Origin of the sequence: Acinetobacter sp. NyZ410, assembly GCF_022828975.1 — a bacterium.
Classification (GTDB): Bacteria; Pseudomonadota; Gammaproteobacteria; order Pseudomonadales; family Moraxellaceae; genus Acinetobacter; species Acinetobacter guillouiae.
In genome coordinates, this window is record NZ_CP094620.1 from 2013755 (window position 1) to 2031692 (window position 17938).

The window sequence follows — 17938 nt, forward strand, 5'->3', positions numbered from 1 at the left end:
ATTTGCTGATAGCATCGCAGTAGAGATTTAAATTAGTAAGTTCGGAGTGTGCCTTTCATGGCCTATTATTCTACAAATGATTTCAAAGCTGGCCTAAAGGTTATGCTTGATGGTAACCCATGTTCAATCATGGAAAACGAATATGTAAAACCAGGTAAAGGTCAAGCGTTTAACCGTGTAAAACTACGTAACCTAAGATCTGGCAAAGTATTAGAAAAAACTTTTAAATCAGGTGAATCTTTAGAAGCAGCTGATATTGTAGAAGTAGAAATGGATTATCTCTACAACGATGGCGAATTGTGGAACTTCATGGATCCAGTATCTTTCGAACAAATTGCTGCTGATAAAGTTGCAATGGGCGATGCTGCAAAATGGTTAAAAGACGATTCAAACGAAAAATGCACAATTATGCTATTTAATGGTATTCCATTAAACGTTAGTGCACCAAACTTCGTTGTATTGAAAATCGTTGAAACTGATCCAGGTGTCCGTGGTGATACTTCAGGTGGTGGTGGTAAACCAGCTAAACTTGAAACAGGTGCAGTTGTACGTGTTCCATTATTTGTACAGCAAGAAGAAAGCGTTCGTGTAGACACCCGTACTGGTGATTACTTAGAGCGTGCTTAATCATTTTATTGAAAAATGATGACGCTGAGGGATGATGAAAATCATCCCTTTTTTATTGCGCATAGATTGAATTGGTATACGGCTTTTTAAAAGTACAAGCCTTTATAAAAATAGCGAACATCGACTAAATTTTCGACTAAAGTCGTAGATCGACAGCCTATAATTAATAGTAGAGTCAGAGAGTCAGATGATTACATTGATGATAAAAATAACAAAGTCGCGATTTAAGTCACTGTGATGTCATGCTAATAGTACATATTCAGACCAGTTTTAATGCCAAAGTCTTAGATGAAAACAAAAAAATGAGGAGTAGAGTCACCAAGGAATGAGTCACGGAAATGCATTACGCTTTATAAAAACAATGGAACTGCTTTTTGTAATCAAGATGTGAGGTTTTAATGGAAAATATTCAAACAAAATCATCACCCTTATCAAAATTGATCTGGGTGATTGTCGCCATAATTGGTGCAGTATCTTTTGGAATACTTGCGGTCAGCAAGGGTGAGCATGTCAATGCGGTTTGGCTAGTGCTTGCAGCGATATGTGTCTATAGCATCGCCTATCGTTTTTATAGTTTATTTATTGCGACCAAAGTTTTTGAACTGAATCCTCGGCGATTAACGCCAGCACATCGTTTAGCAGATGGCTTGGATTATGTCCCGACCAATAAATATGTACTTTTTGGTCACCATTTTGCTGCTATTGCAGGAGCGGGGCCATTAGTTGGGCCTATTCTTGCTGCCCAAATGGGTTATCTACCAGGAACAATTTGGCTTTTGGTCGGGGTTGTTCTTGCTGGTGCAGTTCAGGATTTCTTGGTTTTATTTATCTCTACACGACGAGATGGGCGCTCACTTGGTGAAATGGCAAAGCAAGAGCTGGGTTCATTTGCTGGTGTGGTGGTGATGCTTAGTGCATTAGGTGTGATGATTATCATCCTTGCCGTATTGGCACTGGTGGTAGTGAAAGCACTGGCACATAGTCCATGGGGTGTGTTTAGTATTGCAGCGACGATACCAATTGCCTTATTTATGGGCATCTATATGCGTTATATCCGTCCGGGCAAGATTGCAGAAGTTTCTATCATTGGTTTTGTGTTGATGATGGCTGCAATTGTTTATGGTGGAAATGTTGCTGCTGATCCTTATTGGGGACCATTTTTCACCTTAACTGGAACACAACTTACTTGGGCACTCATCATTTATGGATTCGTGGCTTCGGTTCTACCTGTTTGGTTGTTATTAGCACCGCGTGATTATTTATCAACATTCTTAAAAATTGGAGTAATTGCAGGTTTAGCAGTGGGTATTATTGTTGCAATGCCAATGTTAAAAATGCCAGCTGTTACGCATTTTGTTGATGGTACTGGTCCTGTATTTGCTGGATCTATGTTCCCATTTTTATTTATTACCATTGCTTGTGGTGCGATTTCTGGTTTCCATGCCTTAGTCTCGTCTGGAACTACACCTAAACTGATTGATAACGAAGTCAATATTCGTGTCATTGGTTATGGTGGTATGTTGATGGAGTCATTTGTTGCAATCATGGCAATGATTTGTGCAACAGTGCTTGAACCTGGTGTTTATTTTGCGATTAATGCGCCAGCGGCAGTATTGGGTACTACGGTAGAAAGCGCAGCAGAAGCAGTACGTACACTTGGTTTTGTGGTTACACCTGAAACTTTGAGCTTGCTGGCAAAAGAAGTGGGTGAAAGTACGATTCTTTCGCGTACTGGTGGTGCGCCAACATTTGCAATTGGTATGGCTCACATCATCACGGATATTTTTAATAATCGTTCAATGATGGCGTTCTGGTATCATTTTGCGATCTTATTTGAAGCGCTGTTTATCTTAACTGCTGTCGATGCAGGAACACGTGCATGCCGTTTTATGGTACAGGATACGGTGGGTATCGTTGTTCCAGCACTTAAAAACTCACACAACTTTGTGGGGAATATGATCGGTACAGCGGTTGCTGTCGCTGGATGGGGCTTCTTTGTTTATCAAGGTGTAGTCGACCCACTTGGTGGTATTAACAGCTTATGGCCTTTGTTTGGTATCGGTAACCAAATGCTTGCGGCAATGGCTTTGATCTTAGGTACAGTGATTTTATTTAAAATGAAGAAAGAGAAATATGTATGGGTTACCATTATCCCAACAATTTTCTTATTCATTACCTGTATGACTGCGGGTTGGCAAAAAATCTTCCATACCAATCCTAAGATCGGTTTCTTGGCTCAGGCAGATAAATTTTCAACAGCAATTGCCAATGGTGAAATTTTAAAACCAGCCAAAACACTTGAAGAAATGCAAACCATTGTATTGTCCAATCAAATCAATGCTGCACTGTGTGCATTCTTTATGATTGTTGCGATTGTGATGCTGTTTGCTGCTATTGGCGCAATTCGTCGTGCATTGGCAAGTCCTACACCAACAGTAAATGAAGCTCCAGCGGTGTATGCAGATCCTGAAGAAGTGTCTGTTTCTAAATCACACTAAGTTGATATTGCAGATAGAGTGAGAGGTGAGTGATGAAGCTTAAATTTGCTCAAGGTGGTAAAACGGTGATTTATAAAATCATCAAGATGACCATCATGTCGCAAAAGGAGCTAATTTTTAATCCTAAAAATTGGTCTAGAATTGCAACATTATGGACACGCTTACAGCAAAGTTTCCGTTTGATGGTGGGTGTTCCAGATTATCAAAATTATCTGGAACATATGAAAAAGCATCATCCCGATATGGATGCAATGGATGAAAAGACTTTTCATCGCTATTGTGTAGATGCCCGCTATCCAACGGCTGGTGGAACAATGAAGAAGTGTCCATGTTGATGGAAGGGATAAGTTGATTTAAAGCTTAAATAGAAACGGCACTTGGGTGCCGTTTCTATTTAAGATGAGCGAAGTGATTTATCGGTTTAACGCAATAACAGCACACTTCATGATTAGACTTGTCGTATAACTGACAGTTGGCAAAGCCTAACTCCGCTAGAATCATGCAATACATATAAATAAAAAGGAGACTGCTATGAAAATCTGTATTTATGGTGCGGGTAGTATTGGATGTTATATTGGCGGTCGATTAGCAGCGGTAGGTGCTGATGTGAGCTTTATTACACGTCCTCGTGTATATGAAGAATTGAGGACGTCTGGTTTAAAACTGACAGATTATACTGGTAAAACGATAAAAATCGCGGCAAAAGATTTACAGCTTAGTGTTGATCCTAAAATAGTCACAGATGCCGATATTATTTTTGTATGTGTAAATCGGCTGCGACTGAGCAAGTTGCCAAGGAACTTTATAACAACTTGGGCGCACACAGACCCTATATTGTGAGTTTTCAAAACGGGTTGAGTAATGTTCCAATTTTAAAGCAGATTTTAAAACATCATTCGATTTTAGAAGGTATGGTGCCTTTTAATGTTGCAGTTCAAAAAGTTGGGCATTTTCATCAAGGGACATCTGGTGCGTTGCATGTGAAAGCGTATGCACAGCAACAGGATTTAGCCAAGCTTTTTAAACAAGCTGAATTAGAGATTGTTTTTGATCAGGATATGCTTGCGGTGCAATGGGCAAAAATTTTGCTGAATTTAAATAATTCAATCAATGCTTTGTCAAAGCTACCATTAAAACAACAATTGTCTAATTATCAATATCGACAATGCCTTGCTATGGCGCAACAAGAAACGTTATATCTCTTAGATTTAGCACAAATTAAGCCAGCAAAACTCACAGCAATTTCGGCACATCTATTGCCTAAAATAATCAGTTTGCCCAATTTCATTTTTAAAATATTAAGCCGTAAAATGTTGGCGATCGATCCCTTGGCGCGTTCATCTATGCAAGATGATTTAATGGCAGGGCGAACAACAGAAGTGGACTGGATCAATGGGGAAGTTGTTCAGCTCGCCCAACAGCTAGGTAAACAAGCTCCTATCAATAAAACCTTAATCGAATTGATTAAACAGGCTGAAATTTCAGGAAGTGAATTTTCAATTGGTGCGCACGATTTAAAAACAAAGTTAGAACATGCCGCAAAATTAAAAGTTTAAAATTTTGGTTGATGGGGGAAGCTATAAATTTTGAAGTGTATTCAGCAAATGAAAATAAGGATTTATCGCAGTCAAGATTGAGTATTCCTTAAAACCGTGTATGTTAAGGAAGTTACAATAATTTTATTGGGGAAATAAAAGGTGATTTGGGGAACAACACAAGTAAAAGCATCAGAACAACATAGCACTGTATCAAATTTAGACCTCACTCAGTTTTACCCAAAAATTGATGATTTTTTAAGTCAAATCAACCAAATTATTTTAGATAAAAGTCATCAGACTAAACTGGCACTCTGTAGTCTATTGGCTGGTGGACATTTACTTTTTGAAGACTTACCCGGACTTGGAAAAACCACCTTAGCCAGCAGCTTGTCTCGTCTTGCAGGTCTCGATTTTCAACGGATTCAGTTTACCAATGATATGCTGGCAAGTGATGTGATTGGGATCAATATGTTTAATCAAAAAGAGCATCAATTTGAGTTTAAACATGGTCCAATCTTTACCCAAATTCTGCTTGCAGATGAAATTAACCGCTGTAGCCCTAAAACCCAAAGTGCTTTGCTTGAAGCAATGGAGGAGGGCAATGTCACTATAGATGGTACACGTTACCCTTTACCACAACCATTTTGGGTGATTGCAACGCAGAACCCACTTTTTCAAAGTGGAACCTATAGTTTGCCTGAATCACAACTTGACCGTTTCTTGATGCGACTGTCTTTAGGTTACCCATCACGCGCAGCAGAAAAACTATTATTGCAGCAAAGCTCGCGCCATGATTTGATTGAAAAGTTGCAAGCGATTTTCCAACATCAGGAAATTTTGCAATTACAATGTGTGGTAAATCAAATTACATTGAACGATGTTGTTTTTGAATATATGCTTGATCTAGCAGAAGAAACACGTAAAGGTCGTCATGGCTTATCTCCACGTGGGTTATTGGCATTAAAAAAATCAGCACAAGCCTATGCCTTGATTGAAAAAAGACAATTTGTAATTGCAGATGATGTACAAGCAGTGTTTGTTGCTGTGGTGTCGCATCGTATAGGATTAGGTGAATCTGAGACACGAGCACTTATGCAAAAAGTTCCTGTAAAGGGCTAATTGGAAACGCTTATGTTAGGTCAACGATTTGTTAAATGGCTGCATCTTCGGTTTCGCTATACAGGAACCCGTACACTGAAACAAAACCAAGTGTTGGTGTTTATGTACCAGCAGGGTTTTTTATATCTGGTTCTTATTTTGATTACTTTTATCGCTGGGATTAATTATGCCAACAATTTAATTCTTGGTTTTTGTTTTTTAATCAGTGCAATTTTATGTCTTAGTTTCTATCTCAGTTTTAAACAATTACATGCGATTACATTAGATGTGGTTGTCGATGAAGTGGGTAAGGTCAATGAAGCTTTTAAGGTGAGAATTAACCTACAACAAGATCGTGCTACGCCTAAGTTTTTAAACTTTAAAATTGATGAACAATTACAATCTTTTCTATTTGAAGAAAAACAACAAAGTTTTGAATTGAATTTTATCCCACAACAACGTGGTGAATTTTCAGTTCCCCCAATTCAAATTTACTCCACATATCCGCTTGGTTTAGTGCGAGCATGGACCTATATTTATTTAACTGAAAGTTACTGGATTGCCCCTGAAGCGAAGTCTTTAGAGCATCAATCGCAGAATTATTCCAATACAGGTGAGCCTGATTTAGATGAATTTAAAGAGTTAAGGACTTTTAAATCAGGTGATTCATTGCAAAGCATTTCTTGGAAACAGGCCGCGCGTGGACAAGGATTATTTGTAAAGCAATTCGATGATTTGGTTGATACCCATGCGATGCAAATTGAATATAGCAAAATGCCAAGCGCAGACCATGAAGAGAAGCTGAGTTTTATGATGGAGTTGGTCGATCGATGTCATCAGACGGAAACGCCGTACAGCATTATTTTACCGCATGCACAAACTGAAAATGGGATTGGAGAACAGCACTATATTCATATCAAAACCTTATTGGCGCAAGCGTGAGGATGAACAATGAATAAATCGATACAAATTTCAATTTTAGTTGTGCTGAGTTTGATTTGGTTGGCACAGCTGGCTTATATGCCTATTGCATTGTCTATTTTATTCCTCATGAATATCGTGGCTTTGGCGCTGTATTATGACAAAACCAATAAACATCAAGTCTATAATCTGCATCGATTATTTGCACAAACCCCAAAATTAGTTTTTGCACTTTTAGCCTTAGTTATCATTTACTTTGATTCCCGCACTTTTTTAGGCGTAGAAGCAGGTACAGCGGTTCTCTCCACATTTTTATTTGCGAAAGCACTAGAAACCAAATCAAAGCGTGACTTTATTATTCTGTTTAACTTTGCTTTGTTCGTCAGTGCCAGTTTATTTTTACACAGTCAAGCCTTTTGGATGGCACTGTTGGTTTTATGTTGTTTAATCAGCTGTTTGGTTGGACTGTATCGTGTACAAATCGCCAATTTTGAAATAGAGCAACCGGTTTTTCAGTCACTTAAAAGTGATTCATTGCATATTCTTAAATTTATTGCTTTGGCTTTGCCATTCTTTATTTTACTGTTTATGTTTTTCCCGCGTTTGCCACCACTTTGGCGAATCCCCATTCCCAATAATAAAGCGGTAACGGGATTGAGTGATCACATGTCACCGGGTGATATTGCTGAGCTTTCACAGTCAAGTGCATTGGCATTTCGAATTATTGGCAATATGAAGCAATTGCCAAATCGTAATGAGCTGTATTGGCGAGCGATGGTGCTTGATCGTTATGATGGTACAACGTGGACAAGTGAGTTTGCCAATAAACAGGTAAAAGCTTATTCCAAGATCGCAGGGCAGATTGATGGATTTCATTATCAATATCTGGCCAGTGATCCAAGTCAGCAATGGATTACCGGTTTGGAAAAGTCGATTCCAATAGAACAGCGTTTTGAGTTACACCAAGACTGGTCGATTACACCTAAACGACTGGTACAGCGTACCCAGCCAATTGAATTGCAGTGGGTGGGGAATCGGGTTCGAGATATTCAGGATGCACATTTTGAACAGATGATGCTGAAAAATAACCTCAGTTATGCGAAAAAGAGTGATCTACAAGCTCAGAAGTTTGCTTTAAATCTGTATCAGCAGAGCCAGTCTAATCCTGAAGCTTATATTCAGAATGTATTGAACTGGTACAAGAAAGAAAAGTTTGTTTATACACTTGCACCAGGAAGGTTGGGGAATAACCGCGTTGATGAGTTCTTGTTTCAATCTCGGCAGGGGTTTTGTGAACATTATGCCTCAAGCTTTGTCTTGCTTATGCGTTATGTTGGAATTCCAGCGCGTGTAGTCACAGGCTACCAAGGTGGTGAGCTGTCTCCTGATGGTCAAAGTTGGGAAGTACGTCAGTTAGATGCACATGCTTGGGCTGAGGTTTATCAACACGGGCAATGGCAACGCATTGATCCAACGGCCATCATTGCACCGATGCGTATTGATCGTGGTATGCAAAATGTGATGAATGACGATCGTTCGATTTTTGGTGATGCGGGTTATTCAAATTTGCGTTTTCAGCATTCATCGCTGCTTAGAACGCTGCGTGTTTGGAGTGACTATGCTAGTTTTCAATGGCAGAGTAAGGTTGTCGGTTACGATGCAGAGAAGCAAAGTGGCTGGATGAAGAAGCTTGGCTTAACATCAGCTTATAGTTATGGTTTGGTTTTAATTTTTGGAATTCTTGGATTACTGTTGATCTATTGGGGTGTGACGCAATTTTGGCGGACTCGTGAAATGTCAGCGCTTGAGCGAATCATTGCTCAATTTAATCATCAATTATCTGAGGTTGATCAAAAAGCAGAGTCAGAAACCTTTCAACAATGGATGCAGCGTTTAGCCTTGCAGACTGAACAAAACCATCTGTTTGAACAAGTGAATCAGATTTTTCAAAAAATTGTCTATTTAGGTAATGAAAATCAACAGGATATTCAAAATATCAAGAAATTGCTTAAAGAGTGTGCGAATGCATTAAAAGTGAAGAAATAAGGCTTGTCATCTTATTAAAAAATGAATAATATTCTCAGCACTTCAGGTGTATAGCTCAGTTGGTTAGAGCGCTACGTTGACATCGTAGAGGTCTCCAGTTCGAGTCTGGATATACCTACCATATATTTTTCAAAGACTTATAAGCGAATCAAATGCTTATAAGTCTTTTTTTTGCTTTTGTTGCATCTCTATTATTCGTGAATTCAGAAAAAGGCGGTATATTCAACATGTTTGCAATAAGTTAGCAACAAAATAAAAATATCGAGATCATGTAGCAATGCTTGGCGTATTTAAGTTAAGTACTAAGGTGCTTCAAACCTACCTTAAATTTAACTTACATATATAAAGATATATGTACATTTAATCATTAAATTACATTTTTAAAAAAATCATAATAAAAAAAAGAAATAAAAATGAGTTATAGTCTAAATGATTTTAAATTGCAGGAATCACACTATTGAGTATTCATGAAATAGTACTTCAAGATGATAAATTTCATTTACATAAACTTGTCAAAGTTAAAGATAGTATTTATGACCCAGTCAAAAAAGATGAGTCTACTTTATGGTTTTGGATTTACTCAGACACATCTGAATTTTTTTACTTTGAATTATGGGATGAACTTGATCATGCAAGAATAAACGTAAATATTAATTATAAAAATTGTAACTTTAAAGTAGTTAGTATTAATAATAACAATAAAATGAATTACTCATAAAACTTAATTATATTAAAGATAAATAATTTTCATAATAATTTAAAACATGAACCTAATGTAAAAAACGATTTAATTTTATCTATTTAGGGATGGTAACAATACATCTCTATAGGTATAGGAAATTAAAAGTGAAAACTTAACAAGCGGCCATCAAGAGATTAATCCATTCATTAATTAGTCTCGGTTTGTAATGGCGCTGGGAAGCTTGTCGCTTTTTTAAATTAGTGAAAGCATCTATATCTGGTGAATCAGAGCAACTGGGTGCGAGTCAATCGGTCAAACTCTAAAATTCTTTAAAAGAGAGGGTCCATAACCCTCTCATTTGATATTTAAAGAAAAGAGGAGATTCCTCGCTGATTTAAACCGACCTTTTTACGCACTCGAGTTTGCTTTTCTTTCAAAAGCTCATTTAATAAGCTATTTAAATGAGCATTATTGAGGGCAGCTGGCGTAAATGAGTCATATCCAAGCTGATTAAAAAATAAATCAACTTTTGAGCACTTTTGCACGTATTTCATTGACCAGTTTTTAAAACTAATTTTGTCAATATCCATGATTTCAAATTCAATAATGCTATTATGCCTAGCGTCATTTTTTATACTTTGAAATAACGCTTGAACTATAGACTTTTCACCTTCAAGACATTGAAAAAAATGATTATTGGCATAGTATAGAACACCAAAAATTTTATTTTTTCCATTAAAATCACGCGCAGTATTTAAGATAGCATTTAAATCTTCAATAAGGTCATTGGCTAATTCATTTCGAGTACTCGCATAGCACAATCGAATTAGCATACATCTTTCCTCAAGTTGCGTAGATTCGTATAAAAAACCTTATTCATTGATATCAAAATTATATGGCTCAATAGCGTATTCCCCAGCTAAAAGGTCGATAAAAGAAGGGATTGTCTCACTAGAAAGAAGAAATGGATTGAAATCATCACGATGATTTTCTAGGAAAAAGTCACCAAGTCTTTTATTGACAGGGGCAAATTTCATATTCCAATGCTTAAACAAAGCTATGTCACATTTTTCGTAATATAAAATTTCACAATTTTGATGACGTTGATCTTTTAAAATTTGATTATAAAACAGATCATCAACCTTACTTTTATGCCCTTCAAGACATTGAACAAAATATCCATGTCCATAGTAAAGAACACCTGTGATTTCATTGCGAGAGTTGAAATCAACAGCTGTGTTAAGAATTTCTATCAAATCATTCTTAAGATCTGGATGAGTACTCGTAGCTTTACTTGCATATAAAACTCTTACAAATTCCATTAGAAGGCTTCCACGATAAATAATTACTTCGAACTAGTGCTAACGCTTTAATTTTATTAATAAGCTTTATGTATTCACATAGAAAGATTAGTAACGATGACTACAATACATTGATAATTAATCAAAAGCTAACAAATCGTACCAATGGGTCGAAACAGGAAATGTAAAGTTTTTTAACACTGTTTGAGTGTTTTGTTACTTTATAAAATAAATTTAGCCTATTGTTAAAATTAAATATTTGAAAATAATAGATTTAATAAATATATTTTTAATTTCGTGTGGTTAAAAAACGTACAAATGTACGAAATTTCTCACAATCATGTAAGCCATGGATTATATCGCTAAATTTCATATTATTTATACTGCCTAGATACACCACAAGTGCTCATCATTATTATAAATCTGAATATTAATTTAAGGTGATTGTCGCTAACGCTTAAATTAAAATAATTCATTATAAAAATGATGTGTTGAATAAAAAGTGTTGTGTATTGGGGGAGTCTTCCCCCTTAGTTGGACAACTAAGGGGGGAGCATTTTTATAAATATGAAATGAGAGAGGATGAAATGCAAATTTTAAAAAATATTGTTATTTTTATTGTCTCTGTTTTAAGTATTTCATTGCTTATTATTATTTTTGATCAATTGGGGATGAATAAAAAACTCAACTTGTTTTTATCAGCTTTACTGTATGGGGTATTCATCACAATTTATTTGCAAAAGGTATTCCTAAGTCTATCTTACTTCTTAGGATTCTATAGCCTTTTATTCATGATAAGTTATTCTGTTGAAGTCATCGTCATGCTTTTTATTTCTTGCACTGTTTTAATGATTATAAAAATGATTATGCCGAAATTAAAGGATACACGTGTCGATCGATTTTTTATTTTTAATAAATTATATAAAAAGTAAGTTTTAATGATTACTTTTTATTTTTTTATTCAAAGTTGATCTTAATTGGTGGATTTAAGTGTTAATGTTATTTTGAGTTGTAAATATTATAAACTAGAACATTTTAATCACATAAAATAACACTTGGATTAAAATATTAATTTATAGTGTTATTTTAAATCAGAATATATTTTAGGGAGTAATATAGTATGTTTCGTTGGGCGATTATCTTTGCTGTAATAGCACTTATAGCGAGTCTTTTAGGATTTGGTGGTGTAGCAGGTCTTTCAAAAGATTTTGCAGTTATTCTATTGGTTGTCGCTGTTATTCTTACAGTGATTGGTTTTATTTCACGTGGAAGGGTATAGTCACTATAAATCATCTAACGATAGAATTTAGTCATTCTATCGTTAGATATAATTAATTTGAAAGTACTTAAATCATTTAAATAAATTTGAACTGAGCACATTATGAAAAATATTAACTATGATTTTGTTTTAGAACAAATTTATAATTTTTTACTTTTAAGACCTGACTTTAATAGTAAAACAAATTTTGAGAAGATCGCTGAATATTTCAGAGCTTTAAATGAGGGCACAGATGATGAGTTCAATTTTGAGAAACCAAACAAAATCTCGGGTAAATTTGGCAGTAAAAAAAATATAGTAATAGTCAACGCACCTGAAATAAATAATAAAAATAAATTTTTGGAATGGGTTGATCGGCAAATAAATCTATAAGTTTTTTGATTAAGGGTATCTATATGCATCATAGACATAAGCGAAAAAAAGCAGCATTGATTTCAGAATGGTCAACTGATCAAGACTGCTATTTGATTGAAAATAGTTCATTACCTATTGAAATATTAAAAGATTCTTTATCATTCTCTGAAGAAGAAATACTTGAGAGAAAGATGCAGCTAGGATTAGTTCGCCAGCAACGACAAATGATGAGAAGCAGTTGAATCAAATATTCTAAGCTTCCCAATTCATTTTTATAATTTTAGCCTTAATTTAATCGGTCTAAAGTGATTAAGAGTCACCTCATAAAATAACTTAACTAATCAAAACTACATCCTGAATATAAGATGCTACACTCATGGTAGTTTTTAAAGATGCAAAAATTTAGGGCTGCGTGTTTAGATCCCCGAAGTGAATAATCATAACGTTTTTCTGTTTCTTGACCACCTTTAATGGGGGAAGCTAAGGCAACTCAGCCATCTTAATAGGTATATTTTAAAATAAGGCATAAACTTTATTCAAGTGAAACCCAGTTACTAAAATCATTATACTTAAAATAAATACCTATACATGAGAGCTATTAAAAAGTGACAATGTTTACATGATTTTGACAGAAAATAAACTTAACTAATGATTTATAATAAAACTATTTAGGTGATAATGGATTATTAATCTTAATCTATAAATTGTTAATTATTTCATGTGTAAATTATTTATAAAATTTTAAACATTATAAGTTTTATATTTAATGGTTTATAAAGCTATTTGATTAAGATTTTTGAATTATCTTAAATAAGTGAGGAACGATTATGAAGATTGCTTTAATTGGTGCAACAGGTATGGCGGGTTCACGTATTTTAGAAGAGCTTGTTTCACGTGGTCATTACGTTAAAGCCATCGCACGTAATACACATAAAGTACCAGATACAGAGCGTGTCTTATCCGTAGATGTGGACTTAAATGATCATGAAGCGCTTGTAGAAGCACTAAAAGGGCAAGATGTTGTGATAAGTGCTGTTCCTTTTCATGGCTTAGACGCGAATGCATTGATTAACACAATTCGGGATTCTAAAGTTAAGCGTTATTTGGTTGTTGGTGGTGCTGGTGGACTGACTATTCCCAACAAAAATGTACGCTTATTGGATACAGATGACTTTCCTGCTGCGTATAAACCTGAAGCAGAAGCTGCTGTAAATTTCCTTGAAAAACTTAAACAAGTCGATGATATTGAATGGACTTTTATATCACCTTCGGCAGAGTTTGGTCCAGGAAAACGTACAGGAGAATTTCGTTTAGGCAAAGATGAACTTATAATTGGTAAAGACGGCAGTAAAATTTCAGCTGAAGATTTTGCAATAGCATTATCTGATGAAATTGAAAATAACAACCATATTAATCAACGTTTTACTGTTGGATACTAAGAAGAAGTGTATAAGAGCCCTCATTTGAGGGTTTTTTTCTATAAAAATTAAATTGACGATTTTAGCATTTCCTAAACTTATTTGTACTTATAAGTATTTTATTTTAAATATTTTGGTCATTGCTGTATGTCATTTTATTTATCTATATTGAATAAATATAACTATATAGTTTAAATGAATTAAGGATTGCAAATTTTAAAGATTGTGTTTAAAAGTTGAATGGACAATACATGTAATATTTTTATGATGATAAAACAGTTAATTATGGTTAATAAGGTGTCTGAAAAGTCATTGTGGATTACATTAGTGGTCATAATTGATATAAATAAGACCAAAATTAAAATATAGAACTTGCTATTGATATATGGATTTGTCATGAAAAGCTCTTTTTTGAATTGTTATACTATAACACTTTTATGGATAGACTTATATGCTGGAAATGTTATGAAACAAAAAGTATTCATTTAAAAAACTTTAAAAAATGTCTATCAGTTTCTTAATTTAATCAGTAATTTTTATTTAAGTGTCTATTGGTTATAAGAATTTTAAGATATTGTTATAATCGTCTCTAAATGAGTCTTGTATGAAAATAGATGAACGCATGATGATAAATGATTTATTGTCATTGGTTTTAAAATCACTATTCTGAGTTTTCTAAATATTAATTCATTTAAATCAATAACATTTTTGATTTTGTTGTCATTTGAAGATAAAATATTTTCATGTTTATTCATCAAACTTAGATTAGGTTGTACTTAAATTAGGTCATACATGGACTGGCTCGCACTTAGATTAAGGCTAAGTAAAATAATATGAACAGTTGCAACCATTGTAGATATGACTTTTAGTTTTATACTTTAGACATCTGAATAAGTCCTTTTTAAAACCATAGATCAACATAAAATCCTCCTCATCCTAGCTTTCTCCCAAAGCGAGAAGGAACTTTCAATATCAATCTGATTCACTCAACATGATCACTTTTTTGATTTATGAAAGATCTTTTTTAAGAACTACATGGGTATAAATATACTAGGAAATATAAGAATAGAAGGGGGAAATAACTTAAAATTGTTTTTTTATTGGCATTAAATCTCAAAATAGTAGAAATTTCAAAAGAATAGTAGTTGATTTTCAACCTAAGATTGAATTAGTATATCTATAAAATACGATATAGTGAATCGTAACTTAAGCACCAACGTCTGGATAACTGGTCTTTCTGATAAGTTAAAGAGTATTTGATTGGGGAGATACGAGATTCTTTATCTGGTTATGACTAGTGATTTAGGAAAGAGGGGATATGCACAAATTTTCAAAAATTGAGCTGGTAACAAATCATTTAACTAAAACACTAGAGGATTATCTAAAATTAAAAATGAGTTGTGATGGCGTATATACACATACTACAAAAAAAGAAGATGAAAATTATAAAATTGAAGTCGTTATTGATCCACCAAGTGATGTTTTAGAAACCTTTAAGAATATAGCACATGACATTAAAGATTATTTAGATACTATTGATTATAAAGGAAAATTTGAGTTTAAATTTATTGTGTAGCGATACAAAGACTACATGCAATAAGTCATAGTTTATTGAACTAAACTTCGTGTGTGTTTTACTCATTTTTTATGATTTATATACCCACAAGTCCAGCTCTTTGTGGGTATTTTTTACATTATTTTAAAATAAATGCCAATAACTACCAAGTTTCATATCCCACTCTTTGGGCTCAATGACCATTCTTCCAGCATTAGGTGTTAGGGTTATTTCACTGAAATAGATATTATTTTTTGATATCAAAAAATCTATTCGGCTATAACCATATTTCAGGCAGAGCGTTTGTGATAACTCAATTAAAATACCTAGCCGAGCTGGTTTCTTTAAATATGCAGGGCTATTGCTTTTTAAATCAACTGTAAATGGTTGGAGTGTCCACGATGTATCGTAAATATTTGAATATTCATTTTTGAGACTATCTTGTACATCGACTTCGATAAATTTGGGTTGACCTTCAAAGCAATGGACTCTACATGTGGTAATGGTTAATTTAGTTTCTTGGTCAATCAATAATTCAACATATTGCTCAGCTAAAATTGATGGCTTAATATTTTTGTAATGCCATTCTCTTTTCCTGAAATACATATTTTGCTTTAAATGATGCGTTAATTTGTTTTGCGCATTTCTTTGATCAAATTGACACTTATCATTGCAGACGATTGCGCTGCCGCTATCATGATTGCATTTCAAAACAAATCTATCGGGCAGTCGATTAAAGTCAATTTCATTGAAAGATTGGTATACACCGATCAATGGAACTAGATGAGAGGAACAAATTTTATTGCTGATCACTTCTCTTACAGCCAATTTATCAGCCAATAAGGTATGTAATGGATCTCTTTCAAAAATCATTCTTGCTGTAACTTTTTCATTAAAACTTTTGGGTTGATCAAAATTGGGAATATAACCAAGTTTATTAATAAAACGTTTGGTTAAATATTGCTTATCTGAGACAAAATATGCTCTTATAACTTTTGCAAAATAGGTGAGATTGTCAATCATTTGTCAAAACCCAATTAATGATCGTATAAGTATAAATAACCAAAGCTTAAAAAAATTTTAAAAAGCGAATGACTTTATGTATGAGTATTATAGTAATAGGCTTATTCCTCTAAATATTTCATATTTACTTTCACTTACGGAGCGATTGGAAAATTTATCGGGCTACGTTTTTGAATTATAAATTATTATATTTAATCAATATGTTGAATCCAGTTTTTATATGTGTGATATGACATATTTGAATCAAGCGCGTGGTTATTGTAATCCATGAAAATTTAAGCTTTAGATCGCTTAGACCGATAATCCTTAAGCGATTTGCTAAGTATTTAAGCAGCCTGTTACATAAAATTTACGATACATATATCAAGCTTTACCAAAAGGTAAAATATTTTCTTGAATCTTAATATGAATTGTGTAAAATTTAACCAGTGAAGAAGGTTGTGCTTTTCACTTTGACTTGGTATTTAAGTCTTTAATAAACCCACCTACTTTTTAGGTGGGTTTATTAATTTTAGCCTAATCAATAAATGATAAGTATCTGGCTTCTATCTAAAAGCATAAAACGATTTGAAAAATGAATATTAGTATCGATGGAAAGCTGAATAGTTAAGCTTTATTGAAAGAATATTGAGGATTTAATGTGATTTTAAGCACACTTTTAATAAATATGAATGAATTCATATTTGGAATAGCTACTGTAAACGGATGTTCTGCTTTCTAACTTGACATCATTGGAGTTCAAATAATGCGCTATTTGATCCAATGATGTGGCCTATTATTGTTTTGCTTAAAATTTATACGAAGGTATGGGTTGTTTATTTATAGATTTGATGTAAATTCAGAACAACATCTTTAAAATTAATTCTTATGAATATTTGTATAGGCGGTCCCTGGCATGGAAGTAAGTTGCTAGGAAATGATAATAAAAAGTCTTTTAAAGTAAAAGGCAAATTACCCAATTCAACAACAAACTATTTTAAAAGAAAGATTCAGTTTAAAAACGTATTTTATATTTTTTGGGTATCTGATGAACTGATGTTATTAGATGAGAATGAAATTATTAAAAATTTTTTACTTAAAAAATTAAATATTATTGTTTAAATAAACTTCATATAAATGAAAGATGCTAAGGCGTCTTTTTTTATATTTTTTAATTTTGCCTTGCTGCATTTGGGTTACAGTGAAATGGTGATCATTTTGGATAATCCATGATTTTTTTATTCTGATTGTTTGATAATTTATTTTAACAAATGGTAAAAAATATATTTTAAGTTACTTAAATTGTTTGATATTTTACATAATTTATTGTATAAAAAAGAAACAACAATAAAATGAGGGTGAAATCATGATAGACAAATCAATAAACATCGTTTTTTTCTTTTCCGTATTTATTGCCTTAACTTTACTGGTACACCTGTTGGGAAATGTGCCAACTGGCGTATGGTTTCCAAAATAAAACTGCTCAATGGAAAAGCTCATCTTGAGATGGGCTTTTTACTTTATGGAGGGATAGATTTTGATCCAGTTATTAAAATGTATGTTTGGCTTTCATCGTGTGATTGATACGCATTATTGTAAAGACGGAGAGTTGGCGGTGT

17 protein-coding genes, 1 tRNA gene and 1 pseudogene are annotated in these 17938 nt (G+C 33.8%); 16 read left to right on the forward strand and 3 right to left on the reverse strand.

The features are described from left to right. The first annotated feature begins 57 nt into the window (after positions 1-57). The 10 genes and pseudogenes from efp to MTO68_RS09395 all read left to right on the forward strand — a co-directional run bounded on the left by efp (position 58) and on the right by MTO68_RS09395 (position 9446). Positions 58-627, forward strand: coding sequence for an elongation factor P (gene efp, locus MTO68_RS09350; protein ID WP_004721246.1), 570 nt, complete (start codon positions 58-60; stop codon positions 625-627). Between the two features lie 398 nt (positions 628-1025). Then, positions 1026-3125 carry a carbon starvation CstA family protein gene (locus tag MTO68_RS09355; protein WP_244015719.1) on the forward strand — a complete coding sequence of 700 codons (2100 nt, stop codon included), beginning with the start codon at positions 1026-1028 and terminating at the stop codon, positions 3123-3125. A gap of 32 nt (positions 3126-3157) precedes the next feature. Next, positions 3158-3460 (forward strand): YbdD/YjiX family protein, encoded by a 303-nt coding sequence (locus tag MTO68_RS09360; RefSeq protein WP_004721243.1) that lies wholly within the window; start codon positions 3158-3160, stop codon positions 3458-3460. 196 nt (positions 3461-3656) lie between these two features. After that, positions 3657-4057 (forward strand): annotated as a pseudogene (locus tag MTO68_RS09365) (2-dehydropantoate 2-reductase N-terminal domain-containing protein); the annotation flags it as partial. Positions 4058-4183: 126 nt separating this feature from the next. Continuing rightward, entirely contained in the window at positions 4184-4681 is a 498-nt protein-coding gene (locus MTO68_RS09370; protein ID WP_244015967.1) for a ketopantoate reductase C-terminal domain-containing protein, read from the forward strand. A gap of 141 nt (positions 4682-4822) precedes the next feature. Next, positions 4823-5782: an AAA family ATPase gene (locus tag MTO68_RS09375; RefSeq protein ID WP_244015720.1), complete on the forward strand. Its 960-nt coding sequence runs from the start codon at positions 4823-4825 to the stop codon at positions 5780-5782. Positions 5783-5794: 12 nt separating this feature from the next. Continuing rightward, positions 5795-6703, forward strand: coding sequence for a DUF58 domain-containing protein (locus MTO68_RS09380; protein ID WP_244015721.1), 909 nt, complete (start codon positions 5795-5797; stop codon positions 6701-6703). Positions 6704-6712: 9 nt separating this feature from the next. After that, positions 6713-8728, forward strand: coding sequence for a DUF3488 and transglutaminase-like domain-containing protein (locus MTO68_RS09385; RefSeq protein ID WP_244015722.1), 2016 nt, complete (start codon positions 6713-6715; stop codon positions 8726-8728). A 44-nt stretch (positions 8729-8772) separates the two neighbouring features. After that, positions 8773-8849: transfer RNA gene (locus MTO68_RS09390), tRNA-Val, on the forward strand. Positions 8850-9185: 336 nt separating this feature from the next. Beyond that, positions 9186-9446 carry a hypothetical protein gene (locus MTO68_RS09395; protein ID WP_244015723.1) on the forward strand — a complete coding sequence of 87 codons (261 nt, stop codon included), beginning with the start codon at positions 9186-9188 and terminating at the stop codon, positions 9444-9446. 329 nt (positions 9447-9775) lie between these two features. Here the strand turns inward: MTO68_RS09395 and MTO68_RS09400 are convergent, their stop codons facing one another. Together MTO68_RS09400 and MTO68_RS09405 are read right to left on the reverse strand one after the other, a co-directional pair. Further along, positions 9776-10243, reverse strand: coding sequence for a BLUF domain-containing protein (locus MTO68_RS09400; RefSeq protein ID WP_004820747.1), 468 nt, complete (start codon positions 10241-10243; stop codon positions 9776-9778). 39 nt (positions 10244-10282) lie between these two features. Next, a complete protein-coding gene (locus tag MTO68_RS09405; protein ID WP_244015724.1) occupies positions 10283-10732 on the reverse strand; it encodes a BLUF domain-containing protein in 450 nt (149 codons plus the stop codon). Positions 10733-11298: 566 nt separating this feature from the next. Between MTO68_RS09405 and MTO68_RS09410 the strand changes: the two genes are divergently transcribed. From MTO68_RS09410 to MTO68_RS09435, 6 genes are all read left to right on the forward strand, one after another. Further along, positions 11299-11643, forward strand: a complete 345-nt coding sequence (locus MTO68_RS09410) for a hypothetical protein (protein WP_004820751.1) — start codon at positions 11299-11301, stop codon at positions 11641-11643. Positions 11644-11831: 188 nt separating this feature from the next. Further along, entirely contained in the window at positions 11832-11990 is a 159-nt protein-coding gene (locus MTO68_RS09415; protein ID WP_239045817.1) for a DUF1328 domain-containing protein, read from the forward strand. A 102-nt stretch (positions 11991-12092) separates the two neighbouring features. Further along, positions 12093-12362 (forward strand): hypothetical protein, encoded by a 270-nt coding sequence (locus MTO68_RS09420; RefSeq protein WP_004721225.1) that lies wholly within the window; start codon positions 12093-12095, stop codon positions 12360-12362. 23 nt (positions 12363-12385) lie between these two features. Beyond that, entirely contained in the window at positions 12386-12586 is a 201-nt protein-coding gene (locus tag MTO68_RS09425; RefSeq protein WP_004820756.1) for a hypothetical protein, read from the forward strand. Between the two features lie 585 nt (positions 12587-13171). Beyond that, positions 13172-13783 (forward strand): NAD(P)-dependent oxidoreductase, encoded by a 612-nt coding sequence (locus MTO68_RS09430; RefSeq protein ID WP_004820758.1) that lies wholly within the window; start codon positions 13172-13174, stop codon positions 13781-13783. A 1297-nt stretch (positions 13784-15080) separates the two neighbouring features. After that, positions 15081-15338 (forward strand): hypothetical protein, encoded by a 258-nt coding sequence (locus tag MTO68_RS09435; protein WP_004820762.1) that lies wholly within the window; start codon positions 15081-15083, stop codon positions 15336-15338. 123 nt (positions 15339-15461) lie between these two features. On the opposite strand, the gene MTO68_RS09440 is transcribed toward MTO68_RS09435, so the two are convergent. After that, positions 15462-16340 carry an ATP-grasp fold amidoligase family protein gene (locus tag MTO68_RS09440; RefSeq protein WP_239045815.1) on the reverse strand — a complete coding sequence of 293 codons (879 nt, stop codon included), beginning with the start codon at positions 16338-16340 and terminating at the stop codon, positions 15462-15464. Positions 16341-17938: the final 1598 nt, after the last annotated feature.